Source organism: Modestobacter marinus, assembly GCF_011758655.1.
Taxonomy (GTDB): Bacteria; Actinomycetota; Actinomycetes; order Mycobacteriales; family Geodermatophilaceae; genus Modestobacter; species Modestobacter marinus.
The window spans coordinates 568,872-593,256 of record NZ_JAAMPA010000001.1; the positions used below are offsets into that span (position 1 = coordinate 568,872).

Genomic DNA, 24,385 nt, shown 5'->3' on the forward strand with positions numbered 1-24,385 from the left:
CCTTCCCCCCGCAAGAGGGCCGCAGGTCACCTCAGGGCGAGTCGGTACCGCGCAGCCGCTCCTGCTCGACGACAGCGTCCAGGTCCTTGAGCCGCCCCAGGCCGGCCAACGGCTGACGCATCCGCCGGTTGTCGGCCAGCCGCTCCCGGTTCCGCTCCAGGAACGCCCAGTACCCGGCGGTGAACGGGCAGGCGTCCTCGCCGATCCGCTTCTTCGGGTCGTACCGGCAGCCACCGCAGTAGTCGCTCATCCGGTCGATGTAGGCGCCACCGGCGGCGTAGGGCTTGGTCGCGAGCACCCCGCCGTCCGCGTGCTGGCTCATCCCGACGACGTTGGCGACCATCACCCAGTCGTAGCCGTCGAGGAACATCCGGTGGAACCAGTCGGTGATCGCCAGCGGCTCGATGCCGCGCTGTAGGGCGTAGTTGCCCAGCACCATCAGCCGTGGGATGTGGTGCACCCAGCCGCGCTCGCGGACGTCGGACAGCACCGAGGACAGGCAGTTCGCGCCGACCGCCTCGGCCTCCAGCTCGCCCATCCAGCCGGGGACCTCCTCGTGGGCCTCCAGGGCGTTGCCGTGCCGGTAGTCGCGGCCCAGCTGCCAGTACAGGTGCCATATCCAGTCCCGCCAGCCCATCACCTGGCGGACGAAGCCCTCGACGGAGTTCAGCGGCAGCGGGTCACCGGCCGCGACGGACTCCCGCCAGGCGGCGTCGGCGCGGTGCACCACGTCGGCGGGGTCGACCAGCCCGAGGTTCAGCGACGCCGACAGCATCGAGTGGGCCAGCCACGGGTCACCGCTGAGCATCGCGTCCTCGTGCGGCCCGAAGGCGCGCAGCCGGTGGGTGAGGAAGTCCTCCAGGCGCGCCTGGGTCCCGGCGTGGGTGACCGGGAACAGCCGCGGGCCGTCGTCGCCGACGAAGGAGACGTCCCCGGCGGCCTCCCAGGCGTCGAGGTCGGCCCGGACCTGCTCGTCGATCTCGTCCTCCACCGGCCACCAGGGCGGCGGTGCGTCGACCCGGCCGTCGGCCGGCGGGGGCTGCCGGTTGTCGTGGTCGAGGTTCCAGGTGCCGCCGGCGGGCTCCGCGCCGTCCATCAGGACGTCGTGCACCCGCCGGGCCACCCGGTAGAAGTCGTCCATCAGCAGGCGCTGCCGGGACCGGCCCTCCGCCCAGCGGCGGAAGTCCGCCTGCCGGGTCACGAAGCCCCGGGCCTCCAGCACCGTGACGCCGGGACGGCGGAGCACGAGGTCACGCGCCGGCCAGGTCGTCGGCGCGCACACCGACAGGGGCTCCCGGACCCGGTCCAGCGCCTCGGCGTAGGTGTCGGTCTGCAGGAAGACCGCCTGGTCACCGAGCTCGGCCGCACGGTGCCGGAGGGCCGACAGCAGCAGGTGCGCCTTCTGCCGGTGGAAACGGCGGCGGCGGAAGACGCCCCGCGACTCGACGAGCAGCACGGGCTGGTCCGGCGCGTCAAGGAAGTGCGGCCCGAGCTGGTCGGCGAAGCACCAGCGGCGGGTGTCCGGGGCCTGAGCTGGGAAGTCGGCGAGCGCAGGGTCGCCGGAGCCCGCGAGGTCACCCTCGGCACCTGCCGCCACGGCCCTCACCTCCCAGCGGACATCCTGGGGTGCCGGTTACGCTCTCCGCGACTCGTGCCACCGGCGTCCTCGGTGGCCGGCACGTCTCTGGAGGTCGACGCTGTGAACCGCGCACCGCGCGCTGCCGTGATGGGTGTCCTGCTGCTCTCCCCGATCGCGCTCACCGCCTGCAGCGCCGGGCAGGTCACGCAGACCTCGACCCAGGAGCCGAACGCGGGCAACCAGGCCGACCTGGGGGACGTGCGGCTGCGGGCGCTGTCCCTGCCGTACCCGACCGGCGGGCAGTACGCCAGCGGGAGCGACGCCCGGCTGGTGGGCGCGATCGCCAGCACGAGCTCCGACGAGGACACCCTGGTGTCCATCGAGGGCGAGGCCTTCGACAGCGTCGAGGTCATCGACCCGGACGCCGCCGAGCCGGCCGCGGACGCCGGCGGCTCCGGCGACCTGGGCATCACCGTGCCCCCCAACGGCATCGTGTACCTGAGCAGCGGCCAGGGCCCCACGGTCGCGCTGGTGGGCCTCACCGAGGACATCGGGCCGGGTGAGGCCATCGACGTGACCTTCACCTTCGAGGAGGCCGGCGAGATCACCCTCCCGGTCCCCGTCGGGGTGCCCACCCGCGACCTGCCGCGTGGTGAGGAGTTCGACTTCCACGGTGAGGAAGAGGTCTCCGGCGAGGAGGGCTCCGTGGAGGAGAGCTCGGGCCAGGAGGCCCGCGAGCAGGAGTCGGCCGACAGCGAGGGCTGAGCGCCCTCCCCCGGACTGTCGTACCCCGCCGTCACCATGACGGCGTGCCAGCATCCGGTGTGAAGTCCTCCCGTCCCGCCCATCGTTGCTCCGAGTGCGGCTACGCCTCGGCGAAGTGGGTCGGCCGCTGCCCGGAGTGCCAGACCTGGGGCAGCGTCCAGGAGGTCGGCGCCGTCGCCTCTCCCCTGCGCGCCGTCTCCGCCGGTCCGGTCAGCGCCAAGGCGCGCCCGATCGGGCAGGTGGAGCTCGCCGGCGCCCGGGCGGTGCCCACCGGCATCGCGGAGTTCGACCGTGTGCTCGGTGGCGGCCTGGTGCCCGGCGCGGTCCTGCTGGTGGCCGGCGAGCCCGGCGTCGGCAAGTCCACGCTCCTCCTGGAGGTCGCCCACCGGGTGGCCGCGGCCAACGGCCCGACCCTGGTCGTCTCCGGCGAGGAGTCCGCGGCGCAGGTCCGGCTGCGGGCCGAGCGGATCGGCGCCCTCCACGACCAGCTCTACCTGGCCGCCGAGACCGAGCTGTCCGCCGTGCTCGCCCACGTGGAGGACGTGCAGCCCACCCTGCTCGTGCTCGACAGCGTCCAGACCGTGCGGTCCCCCGCCGTCGACGGCACCGACGGCGGGGCCACCCAGGTGCGCGCCGTGGCCAGCGCGCTCAGCGCGGTGGCCAGGAACCGCAACATGACCACCATCCTGGTCGGCCACGTCACCAAGGACGGCGCGATCGCCGGGCCGCGGGCGCTGGAGCACCTGGTCGACGTGGTGGTCTCCTTCGACGGCGAACGGCACTCGACGCTGCGCCTGGTCCGGGCCACCAAGAACCGTTTCGGCCCGGCCGACGAGATCGGCTGCTTCGAGATCGGCGACGGCGGTGTCGTCGGCGTCCCCGACCCCTCGCACCTGTTCGTCTCCCGTCGGTCGGCACCGGTGCCGGGCAGCTGCGTGACGGTGACGATGGAGGGCAGCCGGCCGCTGCTGGCCGAGGTGCAGGCCCTGGTGGCGACCGCCGGCGGCGGTGGTTCGCCGCGCCGCGCGGTCAGCGGGCTGGACTCCCAGCGGATCGCCATGATCAACGCAGTCGTCGAGCGGCGCGGTGGGGTCCGGCTGGCCGATGCCGACGTCTTCGCCGCCTCCGTCGGGGGTGTGCGGATCGCCGAACCCGCCGCTGACCTGTCACTGGCCCTGGCGATCGCCTCGGCGTCGAAGGACCGGCCGCTGCCCGCAGGCCTGGTCGCCATCGGTGAGGTCGGGCTGTCCGGGGAGATCCGGCGGGTGGGGGGAACCGGGCGGCGGCTGGCCGAGGCGGCGCGACAGGGGTACACCGCTGCGCTGGTGCCGCAGGAGTCCGGCCCCGCGCCGCGGGGCCTCCGGCTGATCGAGGTGCCCGACCTGGGAGCGGCCTTCGCCCGGATGTGGTGACGCCGGGCCGTCGTGACACAGCGCGACCGCCGCCGGGCGTACGCCCTGACGGGGGACCCGTGCTGACCGACCCCGCCCCTCCGACCCGTAGGATCGGCCGCCGTACCGCCCGACCGTCAGGAGCGTTCGTGTCCCCCGCTGTGGACCCCGAGGCTGCGCTGCGGGAACTGCTCGGCCGGATCGCCCCCGGCACCGCCCTCCGGGACGGTCTGGAGCGGATCCTGGCCGGCCGTACCGGCGCGCTGATCGTCCTGGGCTACGACCGTGTCGTCGAGTCCCTCTGCACGGGCGGCTTCGCCCTCGACGTCGCACTGTCGGCCACCCGGCTCCGGGAGCTGGCCAAGATGGACGGCGCGGTGATCGTCTCCTACGACGGCACCCGGATCGTCCGGGCCGGTGTGCACCTGATGCCCGACCCGACGATCCCCACCGAGGAGTCCGGCACGCGGCACCGCACCGCCGAGCGCGTGGCACTGCAGACCGGGTTCCCGGTCATCTCCGTGAGCCAGTCGATGCACATCATCTCGGTGTACGTGGCCGGCCGGCGGTACACCCTCGAGCACCCCACGACCATCCTGGCGCGCGCCAACCAGGCCCTCGCCGCCCTCGAGCGCTACAAGCTCCGGCTCGACGAGGTGGCGAGCACGCTGTCCGCGCTGGAGATCGAGGACCTCGTGACGGTCCGTGACGCGATGAGCGTCAGCCAGCGCCTGGAGATGGTGCGGCGGATCGCCGACGAGATCGAGGGCTTCGTCGTCGAGCTGGGCACCGACGGCCGGCTGCTCGCGCTGCAGCTGGACGAGATGCTCGCCGGCGTCGAGGAGGACCGCGGCCTGCTGGTCCGCGACTACCTGCCGAGCGGGCGCCGGGACCGTTCCGGCGAGGAGGTCCTCTCCGACCTGCGTGCCCTGTCGGCCACCGAGCTGCTCGACCTCTCCGCCGTCGCCCGCTGCTACGGGCTCCCCACCTCCCCCGACGCCCTGGACTCCCCGGTGAGCCCGCGCGGCTACCGGCTGCTGGCCCGGGTCCCCCGGCTGCCGGCGGGCATCATCGACCGGCTGGTGGCGCACTTCGGTGGGCTGCAGAAGCTGCTCGCGGCGACCATCGAGGACCTCCTGGCGGTGGAGGGCGTCGGTGAGGCGCGGGCGCGCGGCATCCGGGAGGGGCTGTCCCGGCTCGCCGAGACCTCGATCCTCGACCGCTACAGCTGAGCAGCCTCGTCCCGGAGCCCTACCGCTGAGCAGCCCCGTCCCGGAGTGCCACCGCTGACCGGCCCCGTCCCGAGGCCCTGTCGCTGAGCGGCCCCGTCCCGCGGCGCCACCGCTGAGCAGCCCCGTCCCGCGGCGCCACCGCTGAGCAGCCCCGTCCCGCGGCGCCACCGCTGAGCAGCCCCGTCCCGGAGCTCGCCGCCAGCTCGCGCGGCACGGGAGGACAGGGAGCCTCCGCTCGCCGGCCCCGAGCGGCCTGCAGCAGGGCCGCGCGCCCCTCAGGCGTCGTCCTGAGGGGCCTGAGCGGGCAAGGGCTCCAAGGGGGCCACCCAGGCCCATCCCGCGACTCGTCCCCGGGGGGCGAGGTCGAGGGGGTCGAGGGCCTGCCTCAGGTCAGGGTGAAGGTGGCGTCCGGGCTCGTGGCCGTGTCCAGCCGACCGCGCAGTCGGTAGTCCCCCGGCGCCGGCGGGGTGCGCTCGGCGGTGCACCCCGGCGTGCTGCTGAGCCCGCCCCACACCACCGGGAAGACGACGGACTCCCCCGGCTGCAGCGTCCGCGGGTCCGTCGTCTCCTCGGGGAAGCAGTCGTTGCTGCCCCAGACCCGGGTGCCCGACCCGTCGACCATCACGATCTCCTGCAGTCCCTTGTCCAGCGACCGGACACAGGAGACCGGCGAGACGTTGGTGACCACCAGGTCGAACGTCGGCTTGCTGCCCACCGGGCTGCTGGCCGGGGTGGGTCGCACCTCGACGCCGATCATGTCGTTGCTGCAGGGCCCGCCGTCCACGGGCAGCGACTCGGCCGGCGGCTGCTCCGGGTCCTGCTCCTCCGGATCCTCGGCCGGTACGGCCGTCGGCGGGGGCGACGGGAGCTGCACCGCCACCAGCGACGGCACGACCTGGTCCAGGGCGGGCGCCGGTGCCGAGCCGCCGTCAGGGGCGCTGACCACGGCGTCCTCCTCCGGCGACCCGGTGGCAGCTGCGGCGCCCAGCCAGCCCCCACCACCGAGCACGCCCACCGCGCAGCCGAGGACCAGGAGCCGCCGCCGCCAGTAGACGACAGCGGGCAACGGGCCGACCGGGTGCAGCACGTCGGCGACGCTAACCGCCGAACCGGTCCCCGACCGAGCGCCACGCCCTCATCCGGAGAGGCCCATCGCCTCGGAGGCGTGCCAGCCGGGAGCCGACCCGGCGGGTGGTCACGCAGAGTGCCGGACCGGTTCGTTTGGGACTGCCACGACGGGGTGTTCCTGAGCCCGGGCAGACTGGGTCCCCGTGAGCACCACCCCGCCCGACGTCGCGCGCCAGGACCCCACTGCCGCCGGGGACGCCGTCGGCGACGTCCTCGTGGACTGGTACGCCGGCGCTGCCCGGGACCTCCCGTGGCGCGCCCCCGGCACCGACCCGTGGGCGGTGCTGGTCAGCGAGGTCATGCTCCAGCAGACGCCGGTGCGCCGGGTGGAGCCGGTCTGGCGGGAGTGGCTGGCCCGCTGGCCCGCCGCGGCCGACCTGGCGTCCGCCAGCCCGGCCGAGGTCATCCGGGCCTGGGGCAAGCTCGGCTACCCGCGGCGGGCCCTGCGGCTACGGGAGGCCGCCGTCGCCATCACCGAACGCCACGGCGGCGTCGTGCCCGCCGACGTGGCCGAGCTGGAGGCCCTGCCGGGCATCGGCACCTACACCGCCCGGGCGGTCGCCTGCTTCGGCCACGGCAGCCGCCAGCCCGTCGTGGACACGAACGTGCGGCGGGTCGTGGCACGGCTGGTGCACGGGCGGGCCGAGGCGGCGCCCGCGCGGGCGTCGGACCTGACCGACATCGCGGCGCTGGCGCCGGACGACGACGCCCGCGCGGTGCGGTTCTCCGTGGCGGTCATGGAGCTCGGGGCCCTGGTCTGCGTCTCCGGCACGCCGCGCTGCGGCGCCTGCCCGGTGTCCGATCGGTGCGCGTGGCGGCTGGCCGGGGCACCGGCGTACGACGGCCCGGCCCGCCGGGTGCAGAAGTTCGCCGGCACCGACCGCCAGGTCCGCGGCCGGCTGCTCGACGTGCTGCGGGCCGCCTCGGAGCCGGTCGAGGCCGATGCCCTGACGCCGGCCTGGGACGACGCCGTGCAGCGCTCGCGCTGCCTGGACTCCCTGCTGGTGGACGGGCTGGTCGAGCAGACCCCGGACGGCCGGTTCTGCCTCCCCGGCTGAGGCGTCCAGCCCTCCGGCCCCGCAGGCCCGGTGGCCGTCCCGCCTCCGACAGGTGACCCGATCGTCGCCGAGGTCGCCCCGGGCGGGTGCGACGACGAAGGGCCGCCCTCCGCGATGCGGAGAGCGGCCCTCGTCCCGACCCCGTCAGGCGACGGGGCCGTCGATCACTCGGCCTGTGCGGCGGCCGGGCCCTCGTCCTCGCCGTCGGCGCCCGTGAGCGCGACCGGCGGGGTGTCGGGCATGTCGATCGGCTTGGCCTCACCGCGGAAGGTGAAGCGCGAGGCCGTCGGGTCGGCGTCCTCCTCGACGTCCACCACGATGATCTGCCCGGAGGCGATCTCGCCGTAGAGGATCTTCTCCGACAGCGTGTCCTCGATCTCGCGCTGGATCGTGCGGCGCAGCGGCCGGGCACCCAGCACGGGGTCGAAGCCGCGGGCGGCGAGCAGCTTCTTCGCCGCCGGCGTGACCTCGAGCGACATGTCCTTGTTCGACAGCTGCGTCTCCAGCCGGTTGAGCATGAGGTCCACGATGTGGATGATCTCGTTCTCGGTCAGCTGGTGGAACACGACGATGTCGTCGATGCGGTTGAGGAACTCCGGCCGGAAGTGCTGCTTGAGCTCCTCGTTGACCTTGAGCTTCATCCGCTCGTAGTTGCTGGTGCTGTCGTTCCCGGCCTGGAAGCCGAGGCCGACGGCCTTGGAGATGTCCCGCGTCCCGAGGTTCGTGGTCAGGATCAGGATCGTGTTCTTGAAGTCCACGATCCGGCCCTGGCCGTCGGTCAGCCGGCCGTCCTCCAGCACCTGCAGCAGCGTGTTGAAGACATCGGCGTGCGCCTTCTCGATCTCGTCGAAGAGGACCACCGAGAACGGCTTGCGCCGCACCTTCTCGGTCAGCTGGCCACCCTCGTCGTAGCCGACGTAGCCGGGAGGGGCACCGACGAGCCGCGACACGGTGAACTTGTCGTGGAACTCGCCCATGTCGATCTGGATGAGCGCGTCGTCCTCGCCGAAGAGGAACTGCGCGAGCGCCTTGGCCAGCTCGGTCTTACCGACACCCGAGGGGCCGGCGAAGATGAACGAGCCACCGGGACGACGGGGGTCCTTGAGGCCCGCCCGCGTGCGCCGGATCGCCTGGCTGACGCTCTTGATGGCCTCTTCCTGGCCGATGATCCGCTTGTGGAGCTCGTCCTCCATGCGGAGCAGCCGGGTGGTCTCCTCCTCGGTCAGCTTGAAGACCGGGATGCCGGTCCAGTTGGCGAGGACCTCGGCGATCTGCTCGTCGTCGACCTCGGCGACGACGTCCATGTCGCCGGCCTTCCACTGCTTCTCGCGCTCGGACTTCTCGCCCAGCAGCTGCTTCTCCTTGTCGCGGAGAGACGCGGCCTTCTCGAAGTCCTGCCCGTCGATGGCCGACTCCTTCTCGCGACGGATGGCCGCGATCCGGTCGTCGAACTCGCGCAGGTCCGGCGGGGCGGTCATCCGCTTGATCCGCATCCGGGCGCCGGCCTCGTCGATCAGGTCGATCGCCTTGTCCGGGAGGAAGCGGTCGGAGATGTACCGGTCGGCCAGCGTCGCGGCGGCGACCAGGGCGCCGTCGGTGATGCTGATCCGGTGGTGCGCCTCGTAGCGGTCCCGCAGGCCCTTGAGGATCTCGATGGTGTGGGCGAGGGTCGGCTCGCTGACCTGGATGGGCTGGAAGCGGCGCTCGAGAGCGGCGTCCTTCTCCAGGTGCTTGCGGTACTCGTCCAGCGTCGTGGCGCCGATGGTCTGCAGCTCACCACGGGCCAGCATCGGCTTGAGGATGCTCGCGGCGTCGATCGCGCCCTCGGCAGCGCCCGCCCCGACGAGGGTGTGGATCTCGTCGATGAACAGGATGATGTCGCCACGGGTGCGGATCTCCTTGAGGACCTTCTTCAGCCGCTCCTCGAAGTCACCGCGGTAGCGGGAACCGGCGACCAGCGCGCCGAGGTCGAGGGTGTAGAGCTGCTTGTCCTTCAGCGTCTCGGGCACCTCGCCCTTGACGATCGCCTGGGCCAGGCCCTCGACGGCCGCCGTCTTGCCGACGCCGGGCTCGCCGATCAGCACCGGGTTGTTCTTGGTGCGGCGGGACAGCACCTGCATGACCCGCTCGATCTCCTTGGCCCGGCCGATGACCGGGTCGAGCTTGCCGTCGCGGGCGGCCTGGGTGAGGTTGCGGCCGAACTGGTCGAGGACCAGCGAGGTCGACGGGGTGCCCTCGGCGGGCCCACCGGCGGCGGCCGGCTCCTTGCCCTGGTAGCCGCTCAGCAGCTGGATGACCTGCTGGCGCACGCGGTTGAGGTCGGCGCCGAGCTTCACCAGGACCTGGGCGGCGACGCCCTCGCCCTCGCGGATCAGGCCCAGCAGGATGTGCTCGGTGCCGATGTAGTTGTGGCCGAGCTGCAGCGCCTCGCGGAGCGAGAGCTCCAGCACCTTCTTGGCCCGCGGGGTGAAGGGGATGTGACCGGACGGGGCCTGCTGACCCTGGCCGATGATCTCCTCGACCTGCTGACGGACGCCCTCCAGTGAGATGCCGAGGGACTCCAGCGCCTTGGCAGCGACGCCCTCACCCTCGTGGATCAGACCCAGGAGGATGTGCTCGGTGCCGATGTAGTTGTGGTTGAGCATCCGGGCCTCTTCCTGGGCCAGGACGACCACCCGACGGGCTCGGTCGGTGAACCGTTCGAACATCTGCTGTATCTCCCTCTGACCGGCTGGACCTGCTGTGCTCGTGTCCCCGGCAGGGGACGGTGGACACCCGACGTACGTCGGCGCGCTGGGGCACCGGTCGTTCCACTGTAGTTCGCACCACCCGCTCGGCGTCGAGACCAGGCCGTCGGACCTCGCGGGGGGCTCGATGAGGACAACTGTCGTCCCAGGAGTGGTGTTCCGCCGCGGTTACGCCATGAGCGGACGCCGCCCCTGGACGCACGACGACCCGGCTCCCTGGAACGGGAGCCGGGTCGTCAGACGTGCAGAGCCATGCAGCCGCTCAGCTCGGCCAGCCCCTCGGCAGGAGCCTGCATCGAGCTGGTGACGTGCTGGAACGGCCCCCTTGCAGGGCCCCGCCGCGAGCTTGCTCGTGGTGGGGGGCAAGGGGGTCCTTCATCAGTGGGCGGCTTCGAAGGCCTCGACGACGCTGGCCGGGATGCGGCCGCGGTCGCTGACCTGGTGGCCGTTGCTGCGGGCCCAGTCGCGGATCGCGCCGGCCTGCTCACGGTCCATCCGGCCGCCGCCACCGGTGGCCCGCGAGCGACCGGCGCCCGAGGCCCGGGTGCCGCGGCTGCTCACCTTGCGGGCGGCCGCGATGTACTTGCCGAACACGTCGCGCATCTCCTCGGCGTTCTTGTCCGAGAGGTCGATCTCGTACGTCGTGCCATCGAGGGCGAACGTGACCGTCTCGTCAGCGGAGATGCTGTCGTCGAGGTCGTCGCTCAGGATCACCTGGACCTTGCGTGCCATTCTGTTCTCTCCTGTTGCTGCGGGGTCGTGGACTGTCGTCACTGCTCCCCCGTGATCGACGAGCCCATTGCACCACGAGAACCGGCATTCAGGCGAATTCCGGGGCAATTCCCGGCTGAATGCCCTCGGACGTGTGAGTCATTGGTTGAGTGGGCGAACCAAAGGGAACAGGATCGTCTCCCTGATCCCCAATCCGGTGAGCGTCATCATCAGCCGGTCCATGCCGATCCCGAGACCGCCGGTGGGCGGCATCCCGTACTCCAGTGCCTCGAGGAAGTCCTCGTCCAGCGCCATCGCCTCCGGGTCCCCGGCGGCGGCCAGGAGCGCCTGGGCGGTGAAGCGTTCCCGCTGGACCACCGGGTCCACGAGCTCCGAGTAGGCGGTCCCCTGCTCGATGCCGCCGATGTAGAGATCCCACTTCTCGGCCTTGCCCGCCTCGGACCGGTGGGCGCGGGTCAGCGGTGAGGTCTCCAGCGGGTAGTCGATGACGAACGTCGGCGACTGCAACCGGTCCTGGACGAGCGCCTCGAAGACCTCCTCGACCACCTTCCCGGGCAGCCACGCGGGATCGACGCCGATGTCGTGCCGTTCGGCGATCGCGCGCAACTGCTCGACCGGCGTCTGCGGGGTGATCTCCTCACCGACCGCCTCGGACACCGCGGTGTACAGCGACAGTTGTGGCCACTCACCGGAGAGGTCGAGTTCGGTTCCGTCATGGTGCCGGGCCACGTGGTCACCGAACAGTGCCGTGCTGCACTCCTGGACCAGTTCCTGGGTCATCCGGGCCATTTCCTGGTAATCCCAGTACGCGGCGTAGGCCTCGAGCATCGCGAACTCCGGGGAGTGCGAGGAGTCGGCGCCCTCGTTCCGGAAGTTGCGGTTGATCTCGAAGACCCGGTCCAGCCCGCCGACGATGCAGCGCTTGAGGAACAACTCGGGGGCGATGCGCAGGTAGAGGTCCAGGTCGAAGGCGTTCATGTGCGTGCGGAACGGGCGCGCAGTGGCACCACCGTGCACCGTCTGCAGCATCGGCGTCTCGACCTCGAGGAAACGACGGGCCGTCAGACCGGAGCGCAGCGTGCTCATCACGGCGGAGCGCTGGTGCACCGTGCGACGCGCCTCGTCGCGGACGATCAGGTCCACGTAGCGGCGGCGGACGCGCAGTTCCTCGCTCATCGGCTTGTGCGCCACCGGCAGCGGCCGCAGTGCCTTGGCCGCCAACTGCCAGGAGTCGGCGAAGACCGACAGCTCCCCGCGCCGCGACGTCCCGACCTCGCCGGTGACCAGCACGTGGTCACCGAGGTCGACGTCGGACTTCCACGCGGCCAGGGACTCCTCGCCGACCCGGTCGCGGGAGAGCATGACCTGCAGCTCGGTGTCGCCCTCACGCAGCGTCGCGAAGCACAGCTTGCCGGTGTTGCGCGAGAAGATCACCCGCCCGGTGACGCCGACCTGCTCGCCGGTCATCGTGTCCGGCTCCAGGTCCGGGTGCGCGGCGCGCACCTCGGCGAGGGTGGTGGTGCGGGCGACGGTGACCGGATAGGGGTCGACGCCGGCCTCGCGCAGCCGGTCCAGCTTGGCCCGCCGGACCCGCAGCTGCTCGGGCAGTTCGTCCTCGGGCGGGCTCCCGACCTGGTCCGTCTCCCGGTCCGCTCCTCGCTCGTCCCTCGCTGCGATGCTCCCGAGGCGGTCGTCGGACGGTGGGGGTTCCTCACTCACAGGAACAGAGCCTACGGGCGGCCGGACGACGTCCCTCCACCGCCGGAGCCGCCGGAGGACTGGTGTCGCTCGAAGGCCAGCCGCAGGCCGTGCACGGTGAGATCGGGCTCACGCTCCCCGATGGACCGGCAGCTGTCGACGAGCAGCCGGTGCAGTCCGCCGGTGGCCACGACCACCGGGGCGGCGCCGAACTGCCCGACCAGTTCGGCGGCGATCCGGGCGACCAGCCCGTCGACCAGCCCGGCGAAGCCGAGGACCATCCCGGACTGCAGGGCGGCGACGGTGTTCTTCCCGATCGCCTGGGTCGGGACGGTGAGCTCCACCGAGCGCAGCTGCGCGGCGCGGGCGGCCAGCGCGTCCAGGCTGACCTCGACGCCGGGGGCCAGCGCGCCGCCGAGGAACTGCCCGTCCGGGCCGACGGCGTCCACGGTGGTGGAGGTGCCGAAGTCCACCACCACGACCGGCCGGCCGGTGCCGTCGGGACGGCGGCCGTAGAGCTCGTGGGCGGCCAGCGCGGTGACCACCCGGTCGGCGCCCACCTCCCGCGGGTTGTCCACATGCAGCGGCACCCCCGTGCGCACGCCCGGCCCGATCAGGGTCACCGGGACGGCGAGCCGGTCGAGCAGCTGCCGCAGCGCCGGCAGCTGCGCGGGCACGGTGGAGCAGGCGGCGACACCGGTGACGACGGTGTCGCGCAGCAGCCCGCGCCAGAGCATGTGCAGCTCGTCGGCGGTGGCCCGCGGCTGCGTCGTCACCCGCCAGCAGTCGATCCGCCGGGCGCCGTCGAAGGTGGCCAGCACCGTCTGGCTGTTGCCGACGTCCACGGTGAGCAGCACGTCTCAGCCCGCCCGCAGGTCGAGGGCCCGGAGGTCGAGGGCGAGGTCCAGGATCGGCGAGGAGTGGGTGAGCGCGCCGACGGAGAGGTAGTCGATGCCGGTGTCGGCGACCTCGCGCGCGACGTCGAGGGTGAGCCCGCCGGTGGCCTCCAGGTCGACGTCCAGGTCGCCCACCAGCGCGACGGCCTGCCGCAGCTGGTCGGGGGTCATGTTGTCCAGGAGCAGGAAGTCCGCGCCGGCGTCCAGCGCCTCACCGACCTGGGCGAGGGTGTCGCACTCGACCTGCACGGTGATCCGGGGCGCCCGCTCGCGGACCAGCGCCACGGCCGCGGCCACCGACCCGGCCGCGGCGACGTGGTTGTCCTTGACCATCGCCACGTCGTAGAGGCCCATCCGCTTGTTCGAGCCGCCGCCGCAGCGCACCGCGTACTTCTCCAGCGGCCGCAGCCCCGGGGTGGTCTTGCGGGTGTCCAGCACCACCGCACCGGTGCCGGCGACGGCGTCGACCCAGGCGCGGGTGGCGGTGGCAATGCCGCTGGCCCGGCTGGCGATGTTCAGCGCACTGCGCTCCGCGGCCAGCAGTGCCCGCACCGGGCCGCGCACGGTGAGCAGCACGTCGCCGCGGCGCACCCGGTCGCCGTCGGCCGCACCGGCGGTGAGCGTCGCCCCGGGCGCCAGTCGGGTGAACACCCGGGCGGCCAGCGGCAGCCCGGCGACCACGCCGTCGGCCCGGGCGACGAGGTCCGCCGTCCCGAACTGGGTGCCAGGGACGGTCGCGGCGCTGGTCACGTCGTAGCCCACGGCGACGTCGGGGGCGCTGGGCAGCGGGGCGCCGCCGGTCAGGTCCTCGGTCAGCGTGCGCTCGACGAGCTCGGCGACCCAGTCGGCGCTCAGGCCCGTGCCGGTGAGGTCGGTCGGGTCCGTGGGCAGGGCGCGGGCAGCCGGGTTGGTCACCAGGTCATGCTCGCTCACCAGGTCACCGCCTCGCTCCGCTCGGGTGGCTCGTTCCGCTCCTCGCTCGCCGGCGCTCGCCGAGATGCTCGCTCACCAGGCCACCGCCACGGGCGTCCCGACCGGGCGGCGGGTCAGCCCGACCCGGCCGTCGTCGTCCAGCCGCACGTCCAGGTGCACCCGCCACTCCTCGACCGCCTCGGGGTGGTCCTCCCGCCAATGGCAGCCGCGGGTCTCCTGGCGGGCGGCCGCCGCGGCGGTGATCGCGGTGGCGACGGTGAGCAGGTCGGTGGTCTCCCAGCCGGGCACCCCGGGGACGGCGGTGGTCCACTCCCCCAGCGCCGCCAGCTGCCCGGCGGCCTCGGCCAGCCCCGGACCGCTGCGCAGCGCACCGACCCGAGCGGACATCGCCGTGGTCAGCGGTGCCCGGGCGGCGACGTCGACCAGCCCGGCCGGCCGCGGGTCGTCGGGCCCGGCGGGTGCGGGCACCGGCAGCTCGCGGGCCAGTGCCTCGCCGATCCGGCCGGCGAACACCAGCCCCTCCAGCAGGGAGTTCGACGCCAGCCGGTTCGCCCCGTGCACGCCGGTGCAGGCGACCTCGCCGCAGGCGTAGAGGCCGGGCACGGTGGTGCGCCCGGTCAGGTCGGTGGCCAGCCCGCCGGAGGCGTAGTGCGCGGCCGGGGTGACCGGCACCAGATCGGTGACCGGGTCGATGCCGGCCCCGCGGCAGCGGGCCACGATGGTCGGGAAGCGCTCGGCGAGCCCCGGGATGCCGCGGGCGTCGAGCCAGACGTGGTCGACGCCGTCCCGCAGCTGCACCCGGGTGATGGCCTTGGCCACCACGTCGCGGGGGGCCAGTTCGGCGAGCGGGTGCACGGCGGTCATGAACCGCTCACCGGCGTCGTCGCGCAGCACCGCCCCTTCCCCGCGCAGCGCCTCGGAGACCAGCGGCTGCTGCCCGCGGGCGTCCGGCCCCAGGTAGAGGGCGGTGGGGTGGAACTGGACGAACTCCAGGTCGGTGGCGACCGCCCCGGCCCGCAGACCGAGAGCCACGCCGTCGCCGGTGGAGACGCCCGGGTTAGTGGTGGCGGCGTACACCTGGCCCATCCCGCCGGTGGCGAGCACCACGGCCCGGGACCGCACGGCGCCCACGCCGTCGGCGCTGCCCTCGCCGAGCACGTGCAGGGTCACCCCGGCGGCGCGGCCGTCGGCGTCGCGCAGCAGGTCGAGCACCATCGCGTGCTCGACCAGCGTCACCCCGGGGTCGGCGGCCACCGCGTCGCGCAGCGCCCGCTGGACCTCCGCCCCGGTGGCGTCGCCGCCGGCGTGCACGATCCGGTCGGTGGAGTGACCACCCTCCCGGGTCAGCAGCAGCCGGCCGGTCGGGCCGCGGTCGAACGCGGCTCCCCAGCTGATCAGCTCGTGCAGCCGCTCGGGCCCCTCGGTGACCAGCGCCTGGACGGCGTCCGGGTCGCAGAGCCCCACCCCGGCCACCTCGGTGTCCCGCGCGTGCGCGGCCGGGGTGTCGGCCGGGTCCAGGACGGCGGCGATCCCACCCTGCGCCCAGCGGGTCGAGCCGTCGTCCACCTCGACCTTGGTCACGACGGCGACCGACAGCCCCGCCGCGCGGGCGTGCAGCGCCACGCAGAGCCCGGCGACGCCGGAGCCCACCACGCAGACGTCGGCGGTCAGCTGCCACCCCGGCGCCGGGGCGCGCAGCCGCAACGGCAGGCCGGTCACCGGCTCCGCGGCGGTGATCACCGGATCGGGACGCCGAGCGGGCTCCGCTGGTGGTCCCCGGCCCCGGGCACCGGTGCCGAGGGGTCCGCACCCAGCTCGACGACGCGGTTGTCGGCGTCGACGTGCACGACCGCCGGCAGGTAGGACTTGGCCTCGGACTCGTCCATCAGGCCGTAGCTGATCAGGATCACCAGGTCGCCGGGGTGCACCAGGTGCGCGGCGGCACCGTTGATGCCCAGCACGCCGGTGCCACGCTCGCCGGGGATGACGTAGGTCTCCAGCCGGGCGCCGTTGGTGACGTCGACGATCGCCACCTGCTCGCCGGCCAGCAGGTCGGCGGCGTCCATCAGGTCCTCGTCGACGGTGACCGACCCGACGTAGTGCAGGTCGGCCTGGGTGACCGTGGCCCGGTGGATCTTGCTCTTGAGCATGGTGCGCATCATCAGCGGTACCCCAGTTCCACAGCGGTGTTGTCGATGAGTCGGGTGCTGCCGGCGCGAGCGGCGACCAGCAGCCGGGCGGGTCCGGCGGTGGGCGCCGGTCCGAGATCTGGATCGGTCAGTTCCAGGTAGTCCTGGAGCAGGTCGGGGGCCTCGGCGAGGACCGCGCGGGCCGCGGCCAGGACCGCGCCGGCGCCCTGCGGCCCCGCCTGGGCACCCGCGCGCAGTGCTGCGGACAACGCCGCAGCGGCCTGGCGCTGTTCCGGGGACAGGTAGCGGTTGCGGGAGGACAGCGCCATGCCGTCGTCCTCACGGACGGTCGGGACGCCGACCACCTGCACCCCCAGCGCCAGCTCGCGGGCCATCGCCCGGATCAGCGTGAGCTGCTGGTAGTCCTTCTCGCCGAAGACGGCGACGTCCGGGCGGACCAGGCCGAACAGCTTCGCCACCACGGTCAGCACGCCGGCGAAGTGCCCGGGGCGGACAGCGCCCTCCAGCACCTCCCCCAGCGGGCCGGGCTGCACGGTGACCCCCAGGGCGCGAGGCGGGTAGACCTCCTCGACCGGCGGGTGGAACACCAGGTCGGCGCCCTCCTCGGCGAGCGCGGCCAGGTCGGCGTCCCAGGTCCGGGGGTAGCGGTCGAAGTCCTCGCCGGGGCCGAACTGGGTCGGGTTGACGAACACCGAGACGACGACGCTGCCGCCGTGCTCGCGGGCCGCGCGGACCAGCGTGCGGTGCCCCTCGTGCAGCGCCCCCATGGTGGGCACCAGCACGACCGGCCCGGGGAGCTCCGCCCGCAGCCGGCGCAGCTCGGCGGTCGTCTCGGCGACCACCGGCGTCCGGACGGCCGGGCTCATCGCGCCGCCTCCTCGGCCGAGTCGAGCAGCTCCAGCAGCGGTGCGCCCTCGTGCCGCCGCAGCCGGCCGGCCGCCAGCGCCCGCTCGGTGGTGCGCCGGGCGAGGGCCACGTAGGCGTCGACGGCGGCCGGCGCCCGCTCGGTCAGCGTGTCCAGGTGGGCGGCGACGGTGCCGACGTCGCCGCGGCTGACCGGGCCGGTGAGCCCCCGGTCGCCGCGGCGCAGCCCGTTGTCCAGGGCGGCGGTCAGCAGCGGGGTGAGCACCCGGGCGGGCTCGTCGACGCCGGCGGCCCGCAACAGGTCCGCGGCCTCGGCGACCAGGGTGACCAGGTGGTTCGCCCCGGTGACCAGGGCGGCGTGGTAGAGCCCGCGGTCGGCCTCGTCGATCCAGAAGGGGTCGCCGCCCATCTCCAGCACCAGGGTCTCGGCGACCGCGCGGTGCTCCGGGCGGCTGGTGACCCCGAACGGGGCGGCGCCCAGCCGGGCGGCGTCCTCGGGCGCGCCGGAGAAGGTCATCGCCGGGTGCAGCGCCAGGGCCAGGACGCCGCTCCGCTCGGCCGGCGCCAGCACGGCCAGGCCGTGCGCACCGGAGGTGTGGAAGAGCAGCTGGCCGCGCCGCCAGGCGCCGGTCTCGGCGAGGCCGGCGACCAGCCCGGGCAGGGTGTCGTCCGGCACGGCGAGCACCACCAGGTCACTGGCGGCCACGACCTCGTCGGCGGGCAGCAGCGGGACGCCGGGCAGCAGGCGGGCGGCCCGCTCGGCGGAGGCGGCGGACACCCCGGAGGCGGCGACCACCTCGTGGCCGGCGGCGGAGAGCGCGGCGCCGAGCAGGGCGCCGACCCGGCCGGCGCCGACGACGCCGACCCGCAGGCGGGCCGGGGCCTCGGTCGCGGCGGGCAGACCGGCCGCGGGCAGGGCGGTGGGGCGCGCGGGGACCGCGCGGGGACGGATGGGCATCCCGGTGCACCTCTCGTTCCAGTCCCTCGCGGGTACCGGACTCAGGTCGCGTCGTCCCACGTCGTCGTGGGCCGTGTGGAGCGGTGGAGCCGTGCTGACCCACCTGCTGCAACCACCCCGGAGGACGTGTCACGCAGGTGTACTGACAACAACGAGTCTGTCATCCGCGGCGTTCCGGGCAACGCCGCGGATGTGTGTCCTGACTCACCCGGGCGAGCACCGGAGCCGCATCCGCCCGTGATTGGGTGAGGCCGGCCGGCAGCGGAGCCGGCCCTGGTGAGCAGGAGGAGCACGGTGAGCAGCTTCGAGGGACGCACTGCACTGGTCACGGGAGCGAGCCGGGGCATCGGCCTCGCGATCGCGCAGAGCCTGGTGGAGCGAGGCGCCCGGGTGGTGGTCACCGCGCGCAAGCCCGACGCGCTCGCGGAGGCGGTCGAGGCGCTCGGCGGCCCGGAGAAGGCGGTCGCCGTCGTGGGCAACGTCGGCGACCCCGAGCACCGCGCCGAGGCCGTCCGCACCGCGATCGAGACGTTCGGCAGCCTGGACGTGCTGGTCGGCAACGTCGGCATCAACCCGGTGTTCGGCCCGCTGATGGACGCCCCGCTGGACGCCTTCCGCAAGATCCTCGACACCAACGTCGTCGCCAGCCTCGGCCTGGTGCAGGAGGCGTGGAAGGCATGGATGTCCGAGCACGGCGGTTCGGTGCTGATCGTGGCGTCGGTCGCCGGGCTGAAGTCCAGCGAGGGGATCGCGGCCTACGGCGTCAGCAAGGCAGCGCTGATCAACCTCACCACCCAGCTGGCCGTGGAGATGGGCCCGAAGGTGCGGGTGAACGCCGTCGCCCCGGCCGTGGTGAAGACCCGGTTCGCCGAGGCGCTCTTCACCGGCCGCGAGGCCGAACTGGGCGGCCAGTACCCGGTCGGCCGGCTCGGGGTGCCCGAGGACATCGGCGAGGCGGCCGCCTACCTGCTCAGCGACCAGGCCGGCTGGGTCACCGGCCAGACCCTCGTGCTGGACGGCGGCGCGCTTTCCCGCGGCCCGATCTGACGAAGGACGCCCTTGCCCCCCCGCCACTCGCGAGCTCGCGACGGGACCCTGCAAGGGGGCCGGGGACGAGGTCGGGGGCCGGGGGCCGGGGGCTCGAGGCTGGCCGGGGGGGGGCCGGTCAGCGCTGGCCGAGCACCCGGGCGAGGACGTCGTCGGCGGCGTCCTCGCCCTCCTCGCGGTAGCGGCGCCGCCGGGACCGGCCGCCAGTGGGTGCCTGGACCCCGCTGCCGGCCAGGATCTGCTCCAGCCGGGCGTGCCCCTGGGCCGGCGGCGTCGGCCGGGGTGCTGGGTCCGCAGCCGGGCCGTCCGGCTCGACCGACCAGCTCGCGGGCAGCACGTCGCCGACCGGGGCCGGTCCGGCCGAGGACGCCGGGTCCGCCGGCGGCGACCAGGCAGCCGGCTCAGCCGGCGGTGACCAGGCAGCCGGCTCAGCCGGCGGTGACCAGGCAGCCGGCTCAGCCGGCGGTGACCAGGCAGCCGGCTCGGCCGGCGGTGACCAGGCAGCCGGCTCGGCCGGCGGTGACCAGGCAGCCGGCTCGGCCGGCGGTGACCAGGCAGCCGGCTCGGCCGGCGGTGACCAGGCAGCCGGCTCGGCCGGCGGTGACCAGGCAGCCGGCTCGGCCGGCGACGCCCAGGACGGCGACTCGGTCGACGGTGACCAGGCAGCCGGCTCGGCCGGCGACGCCCAGGACGGCGACTCGGTCGACGGTGCCGAGGACGGCGCCTCGGCCGGCGATCCCCACGAGGCCGGCTCCACGCGCGATGCCCAAGACGTGGCCCCGGCCGACGACCCCCGGGACGACCCGGCCGGCGATCCCCAGGACGTCGGCTCCGGGGACGGCGGCGGCCAGGACGCCCACGGCGGAGGCTCCGCGGCCGGCGCACCCGGTACGGGTGCCAGGTCCCCTGCCGGCGAGCCGGCGCTCGTGACCAGGTGGTCCGCCGGGGCGGCGTGGCTGCGTCGACGACCGGTCGCGGGGGCGACGTCCTCCTCGTCGGGCTCGGCGGCCCGGCGGTGACGACGCCGCGGCGGCTCCGCCGGCTCTGGCATCGCACCCACGAGGTCGGACACGCGGAGCGCCGGCTCGGGCAGCGGCGGCCGGGAGGCCATCGGCACCACCGGCGGCTCAGCGGGCGGACGGGCGGCCTCGTCGAGCAGCGCCTGGTCCTCCAGCCACGCCAGCGGGGACTTCGGGCTCGGTTCGACCCACGGCTCGAGCACCGCCTCCTCGACCAGCCACTCCATCGGCGAGGGCGGCCGGTCCCGGGCGGGCGACTCCTCCTCGGCGGGCGCAGACACGGCGGCCCGAGCCGGCGCGGGCGCGGTGGGCACCGACGCGGCAGGCGCGGAGATGACGGTCGCGGTGGCGACGTCCTCGGCAGACGCGGACCCGGCAGACCCGGACCCGGCAGACGTGGACCCGGCAGACGTGGACCCGGTGGGCGCGGTCGAGGTGACCTCGGCGGCCGCAGGGGGTGGCGTGCCCGGCGACGACGGGGATGCGTCGAGGGGGTCGGCCACGGCCGTCGGGAGAGCCCGGGCTGCCTCGCTGCGGGAGTCCCGCCCGGCCGGGGACGACAGCCATCCGGAGGACTCCCACGCCGGCGCGCCCTCCACCGCGCGACCGGCGTCGGTGGCCTGCGCCGGGCCGCGGACGGACTGCGCCCGCATCACCATGCGCTCGATCAGCAGCTCGCCGGACAGCTGCTCGGTCAGCTCACCGCGCATCCGGCCGAGGTCGCTGCGCAGCTCCCCCCACCCGGCGAGCTCGGCGCGCAGCTCGCGCAGGACGGTCAGCTCGCCACGCAGCTCGGTGAGGGCGGCGAGCTCGGCACGCAGCTGACCGAGCTCACCGTCCGCGGTCTGCTCGGCCTCGCGCCGGAGCCGGTTCTCCAGCCGGGCCTCGTACTCGTGCCGGGCGGCGACCTCCCGCGCCAGCTCTAGGTCGTAGGCGTGCCGGAGCTCGGCCTCCCGGGCAGCGGCGGCCACCTGGTCGGCGCGGCGGCTGCCGGCGAGGAAGGCGGCGATCACGAAGGCCCAGCAGACGGCCAGCAGCGCGACCCGCAGGTACTGCGGGTCCTCGGTCAGGAGAGCCGCGGCCGTGGCCGGCACGGCCAGCAGGAGCGCGATCGCCGACCAGACCCGCGAGCCCCCCTCAGCCGGTGTGACCGCGGTCAGGTCACCGCGAGTGACTTCAACCTGACGACCGGTCATGCCAGCAGGGTAGAGGCGCGAGCGGGCCAGTGGTCTGACCTGCTTGCCGTGCGCGCCGCCGTCGCACGGTGGACCATGTGGGCCGCCGGGCGCCTCACCGTGTCGGCGGCATGTGATTCGATTGCGGAACACGGGTCGTCGACCAGCACGGACGCCACCGACCGGGTGGATCTGGGCAGCCAGCCGATCGAGGGGGGTCGGTGACCGCACCTCCCTCCGCCGTCCCCGCGACGGCCGGACGGTCGAGCCGCGCACCGGCGACCGACCGCCGGACACCCCGAGGAGGAGCCCGATGATCCGGTTCGACGCGGTGTCCAAGGAGTTCCCCGACGGCACGGTCGCCGTCGACGCGCTGAGCCTGACCGCGGCGTCGGGGCAGATCACCGTGCTGGTCGGGCCGTCCGGCTGCGGGAAGACCACCAGCCTGCGGATGATCAACCGGATGATCGAGCCCAGCGCGGGCACCATCACGATCGACGACCGCGACGTCATGTCCGTGCCGCCCGCCGAGCTGCGCCGCGGCATCGGCTACGTCATCCAGCACGCGGGGCTCTTCCCCCACCGCACCGTCGTGGACAACGTCGCGACCGTGCCGCTGCTCACCGGCACCCGCCGTCGGGAGGCGCGGGCCCGCGCGATCGAGCTGCTCGAGCGGGTCGGGCTGCCCGCCTCCTTCGCCGACCGCTACCCGGCCCAGCTCTCCGGCGGCCAGCAGCAGCGGGTGGGCGTGGCCCGGGCGTTGGCCGCCGACCCGCCGGTCCTGCTGATGGACGAGCCGTTCAGCGCCGTCGACCCGGTGGTGCGCGACCAGCTGCAGCAGGAGTTCCTGCGGCTGCAGGACGAGCTGGGCAAGACGATCGTGTTCGTCACCCACGACATCGACGAGGCGATCCGGCTCGGTGACCAGGTCGCCGTGCTCGCCGTGGGCGGGCGGCTGGCCCAGCTCGCCGCCCCGGCCGAGCTGCTGGCGAGACCGGCGGACCCGTTCGTCGCCGGCTTCGTCGGCCGCGACCGCGGCTACCGCGCACTCGCCTTCGTCTCCGCCGAGGTCGCCGTCACCCCCGAGCCCACCGTGGCCCTCGGCTCGGCACTGGCCCGGGCGCACGACGTCGCCGTCGACGAGTGGGTGCTGGTGGTGGACGACGCCCAGCGACCGCAGGGCTGGCTGCACCTGCGTGCCCATCCCGACGGCGGCGCCGGACCCGCACCCGGCGACGTCGTCTCCCCTGACCTGCTCAACCTCGGGGGCACGCTGTCCCCCGTCGGCGGCACGCTCCGCGAGGCGCTGGACGCGGCGCTCTCCTCACCGAGCGGGCGCGGCGTGGTGGTCGACGACGACGGCCGGCTCGTCGGCTCGGTGCTCGCCGGCACCGTGCTGGACCACCTGCGCGAGGAGACCGCGGGCGTCCCGGCGCGGGTGCACCCGTGACCTCCCCCGGCGGATCGGCCCCCTGGGACCTGTTCGGGTACTTCGCCGACCACCGGGACGAGGTGCTGGCACTCCTCTGGTCGCACACCTGGCTCTCGGTGCTCCCCGTGGTGTTCGGGCTCCTGCTGTCCCTGCCGATCGGCTGGCTGGCCCGTCGCTACCGCTGGGCGTACCCGCCGATCGTGTCGGTGACCGGGCTGCTCTACACGATCCCCTCGCTCGCCCTGTTCGTCGTGATGCCGACCGTCCTCGGGACGCAGATCCTCGACCCGGTCAACGTGGTCATCGCGCTGACCGTCTACACCGTCGCGCTGCTCGTGCGGGTGGTCGCCGACGGACTGGCCGCGGTCCCCGACGACGTCCTGCAGTCGGCCACCGCGATGGGCCTCACCCGGTTCCAGCGGCTGCGGTCGGTGGAGCTGCCGCTCGCCGTCCCGGTCATCGCCGCCGGCCTGCGGGTGGCCACCGTGGCCAACGTCAGCCTGGTCGCCATCGCCGCGACCATCGGCATCCCGCAGCTCGGCCAGTTGTTCATCACCGGGTTCCAGCTGTCGGTGACCGGCCCCTACTACCCGCCGATCGCGCTCGGCATCGTGCTCTGCGTGCTCCTGGCGCTGGCGCTCGACGCCCTCATCGTCCTGGGCAGCCGCCTGCTGACCCCCTGGCAGCGCGGGGCGGTGGCCCGGTGACCGACAACCTCCTGGTCTGGCTCAACGACCCGCAGAACTGGACCGGCACGCGGACCAGCCCCGGGATCGGAGCGCAGGTCCTCGCGCACCTGCGGTACACCGGGATCGCGCTGCTGATCGCCGGCGTGATCGCGTTCCCGCTCGGCCTGCTGCTCGGCCACACCGGCCGGGCCGGCTGGCTCGTCTCGGTCGCCAACGGGCTGCGGGCGCTGCCCACGGTGGGCCTGCTGATCCTGCTCTACGTCATGGTGTCGCCGCTGATCAGCGGCCGGGGCAACGCCGTCTACCTCGTGCCGACCGAGATCGCCCTGGTGCTGCTGGCGCTGCCGGCGATCCTGGCCAACACCCACGCCGGGGTGCGCAACGTGCCCCCCGCCGTCCGTGACGCCGCCCAGGGCATGGGGATGACCGGGCCGCAGGTGCTGTTCCGGGTGGAGCTGCCCAACGCCCTGCCGCTGGTCTTCTCCGGCGTCCGCAGTGCCGCCCTGCAGGTCATCGCCACCGCCACCATCGCGGCGTACGTCGGCCTGGACGGCCTGGGCCGCTACGTCTACGACGGGCTGGCCAGCCGGCAGTTCGGCCAGATGGCCGGCGGCGCGGTACTGGTGGCGTTGCTGGCGCTGCTGGTCGACGCCGTCCTCGCCCTCGTGCAGCGGTTCACCGTGTCCCGCGGGGTGTCCGGCCGGTTCTCCCGCCGGGCAGGCCGCGACAGCCGGACCGCCGCCCTCGTCGAGCAGGCCGACGCCGACAGCCAGGACGCCGGCCCGCGCCCCAGCGGCCCGGACGCCGTCCCGGCCGGCGCCGGCACGGGCAGCTCGGCCGGGCGGCCCTCGGCGTGACCCTCCCCCACCACGGGCGGCAACCCGCCGTCCGG

General features: G+C 74.3%; 20 protein-coding genes. 8 read left to right on the forward strand and 12 right to left on the reverse strand.

Features of this window, described 5'->3' with window-relative positions; genetic code table 11:
- Window positions 1-31: 31 nt before the first annotated feature.
- On the reverse strand, window positions 32-1,597 hold the full coding sequence (locus FB380_RS02725; RefSeq protein WP_166753743.1) for a cryptochrome/photolyase family protein: 1,566 nt from the start codon (window positions 1,595-1,597) through the stop codon (window positions 32-34).
- Between the two features lie 102 nt (window positions 1,598-1,699).
- Between FB380_RS02725 and FB380_RS02730 the strand changes: the two genes are divergently transcribed.
- The 3 genes from FB380_RS02730 (at window position 1,700) to disA (ending at window position 4,967) form a co-directional block, all read left to right on the forward strand.
- Window positions 1,700-2,344 (forward strand): copper chaperone PCu(A)C domain-containing protein, encoded by a 645-nt coding sequence (locus tag FB380_RS02730; RefSeq protein ID WP_166753744.1) that lies wholly within the window; start codon window positions 1,700-1,702, stop codon window positions 2,342-2,344.
- Window positions 2,345-2,388: 44 nt separating this feature from the next.
- On the forward strand, window positions 2,389-3,756 hold the full coding sequence (gene radA / locus FB380_RS02735) for a DNA repair protein RadA (RefSeq protein WP_166753745.1): 1,368 nt from the start codon (window positions 2,389-2,391) through the stop codon (window positions 3,754-3,756).
- A 128-nt stretch (window positions 3,757-3,884) separates the two neighbouring features.
- Entirely contained in the window at window positions 3,885-4,967 is a 1,083-nt protein-coding gene (gene disA / locus FB380_RS02740; RefSeq protein ID WP_166753746.1) for a DNA integrity scanning diadenylate cyclase DisA, read from the forward strand.
- A 385-nt stretch (window positions 4,968-5,352) separates the two neighbouring features.
- On the opposite strand, the gene FB380_RS02745 is transcribed toward disA, so the two are convergent.
- A complete protein-coding gene (locus tag FB380_RS02745; RefSeq protein ID WP_166753747.1) occupies window positions 5,353-6,054 on the reverse strand; it encodes a MucR family transcriptional regulator in 702 nt (233 codons plus the stop codon).
- A 184-nt stretch (window positions 6,055-6,238) separates the two neighbouring features.
- Between FB380_RS02745 and FB380_RS02750 the strand changes: the two genes are divergently transcribed.
- Window positions 6,239-7,153 carry an HhH-GPD family protein gene (locus FB380_RS02750; protein WP_166753748.1) on the forward strand — a complete coding sequence of 305 codons (915 nt, stop codon included), beginning with the start codon at window positions 6,239-6,241 and terminating at the stop codon, window positions 7,151-7,153.
- 164 nt (window positions 7,154-7,317) lie between these two features.
- Here FB380_RS02750 and FB380_RS02755 read toward each other — a convergent pair whose 3' ends face one another.
- The 9 genes from FB380_RS02755 to FB380_RS02795 all read right to left on the reverse strand — a co-directional run bounded on the left by FB380_RS02755 (window position 7,318) and on the right by FB380_RS02795 (window position 18,131).
- A complete protein-coding gene (locus FB380_RS02755) occupies window positions 7,318-9,861 on the reverse strand; it encodes an ATP-dependent Clp protease ATP-binding subunit (protein ID WP_166753749.1) in 2,544 nt (847 codons plus the stop codon).
- A 417-nt stretch (window positions 9,862-10,278) separates the two neighbouring features.
- Window positions 10,279-10,632, reverse strand: a complete 354-nt coding sequence (locus FB380_RS02760) for a histone-like nucleoid-structuring protein Lsr2 (protein ID WP_166753750.1) — start codon at window positions 10,630-10,632, stop codon at window positions 10,279-10,281.
- 138 nt (window positions 10,633-10,770) lie between these two features.
- On the reverse strand, window positions 10,771-12,351 hold the full coding sequence (gene lysS / locus FB380_RS02765; RefSeq protein WP_188959536.1) for a lysine--tRNA ligase: 1,581 nt from the start codon (window positions 12,349-12,351) through the stop codon (window positions 10,771-10,773).
- Window positions 12,352-12,362: 11 nt separating this feature from the next.
- Window positions 12,363-13,187, reverse strand: a complete 825-nt coding sequence (locus FB380_RS02770; RefSeq protein WP_166753751.1) for a type III pantothenate kinase — start codon at window positions 13,185-13,187, stop codon at window positions 12,363-12,365.
- Window positions 13,188-13,190: 3 nt separating this feature from the next.
- Window positions 13,191-14,159 carry a carboxylating nicotinate-nucleotide diphosphorylase gene (gene nadC / locus FB380_RS02775; protein WP_229681938.1) on the reverse strand — a complete coding sequence of 323 codons (969 nt, stop codon included), beginning with the start codon at window positions 14,157-14,159 and terminating at the stop codon, window positions 13,191-13,193.
- Window positions 14,160-14,231: 72 nt separating this feature from the next.
- Window positions 14,232-15,899 (reverse strand): L-aspartate oxidase, encoded by a 1,668-nt coding sequence (locus tag FB380_RS02780; RefSeq protein WP_229681939.1) that lies wholly within the window; start codon window positions 15,897-15,899, stop codon window positions 14,232-14,234.
- On the reverse strand, window positions 15,896-16,309 hold the full coding sequence (gene panD / locus FB380_RS02785; protein WP_279590848.1) for an aspartate 1-decarboxylase: 414 nt from the start codon (window positions 16,307-16,309) through the stop codon (window positions 15,896-15,898). Before panD ends, FB380_RS02780 begins: the two co-directional genes overlap by 4 nt.
- A gap of 11 nt (window positions 16,310-16,320) precedes the next feature.
- Window positions 16,321-17,175 carry a pantoate--beta-alanine ligase gene (panC, locus tag FB380_RS02790; protein ID WP_166753753.1) on the reverse strand — a complete coding sequence of 285 codons (855 nt, stop codon included), beginning with the start codon at window positions 17,173-17,175 and terminating at the stop codon, window positions 16,321-16,323.
- Complete coding sequence (locus FB380_RS02795; RefSeq protein WP_166753754.1) at window positions 17,172-18,131, reverse strand: Rossmann-like and DUF2520 domain-containing protein; 960 nt, start codon at window positions 18,129-18,131, stop codon at window positions 17,172-17,174. The genes panC and FB380_RS02795 overlap by 4 nt, the downstream gene beginning before the upstream one ends.
- 294 nt (window positions 18,132-18,425) lie before the next feature.
- Here FB380_RS02795 and FB380_RS02800 point away from each other — a divergent pair, with 294 nt between their 5' ends.
- On the forward strand, window positions 18,426-19,178 hold the full coding sequence (locus FB380_RS02800; RefSeq protein ID WP_166753755.1) for an SDR family oxidoreductase: 753 nt from the start codon (window positions 18,426-18,428) through the stop codon (window positions 19,176-19,178).
- Between the two features lie 118 nt (window positions 19,179-19,296).
- Here the strand turns inward: FB380_RS02800 and FB380_RS02805 are convergent, their stop codons facing one another.
- Window positions 19,297-21,393: a DUF6779 domain-containing protein gene (locus tag FB380_RS02805; RefSeq protein ID WP_166753756.1), complete on the reverse strand. Its 2,097-nt coding sequence runs from the start codon at window positions 21,391-21,393 to the stop codon at window positions 19,297-19,299.
- 292 nt (window positions 21,394-21,685) lie between these two features.
- On the opposite strand from FB380_RS02805, the gene FB380_RS02810 reads away from it, so the two are divergent.
- The 3 genes from FB380_RS02810 to FB380_RS02820 are packed head-to-tail and all read left to right on the forward strand — an operon-like array spanning window position 21,686 to window position 24,350.
- Complete coding sequence (locus tag FB380_RS02810; protein ID WP_166753757.1) at window positions 21,686-22,822, forward strand: ABC transporter ATP-binding protein; 1,137 nt, start codon at window positions 21,686-21,688, stop codon at window positions 22,820-22,822.
- Window positions 22,819-23,511 (forward strand): ABC transporter permease, encoded by a 693-nt coding sequence (locus FB380_RS02815; RefSeq protein ID WP_229681940.1) that lies wholly within the window; start codon window positions 22,819-22,821, stop codon window positions 23,509-23,511. Before FB380_RS02810 ends, FB380_RS02815 begins: the two co-directional genes overlap by 4 nt.
- A complete protein-coding gene (locus FB380_RS02820) occupies window positions 23,508-24,350 on the forward strand; it encodes an ABC transporter permease (protein WP_166753758.1) in 843 nt (280 codons plus the stop codon). Before FB380_RS02815 ends, FB380_RS02820 begins: the two co-directional genes overlap by 4 nt.
- Window positions 24,351-24,385 lie beyond the last annotated feature (35 nt).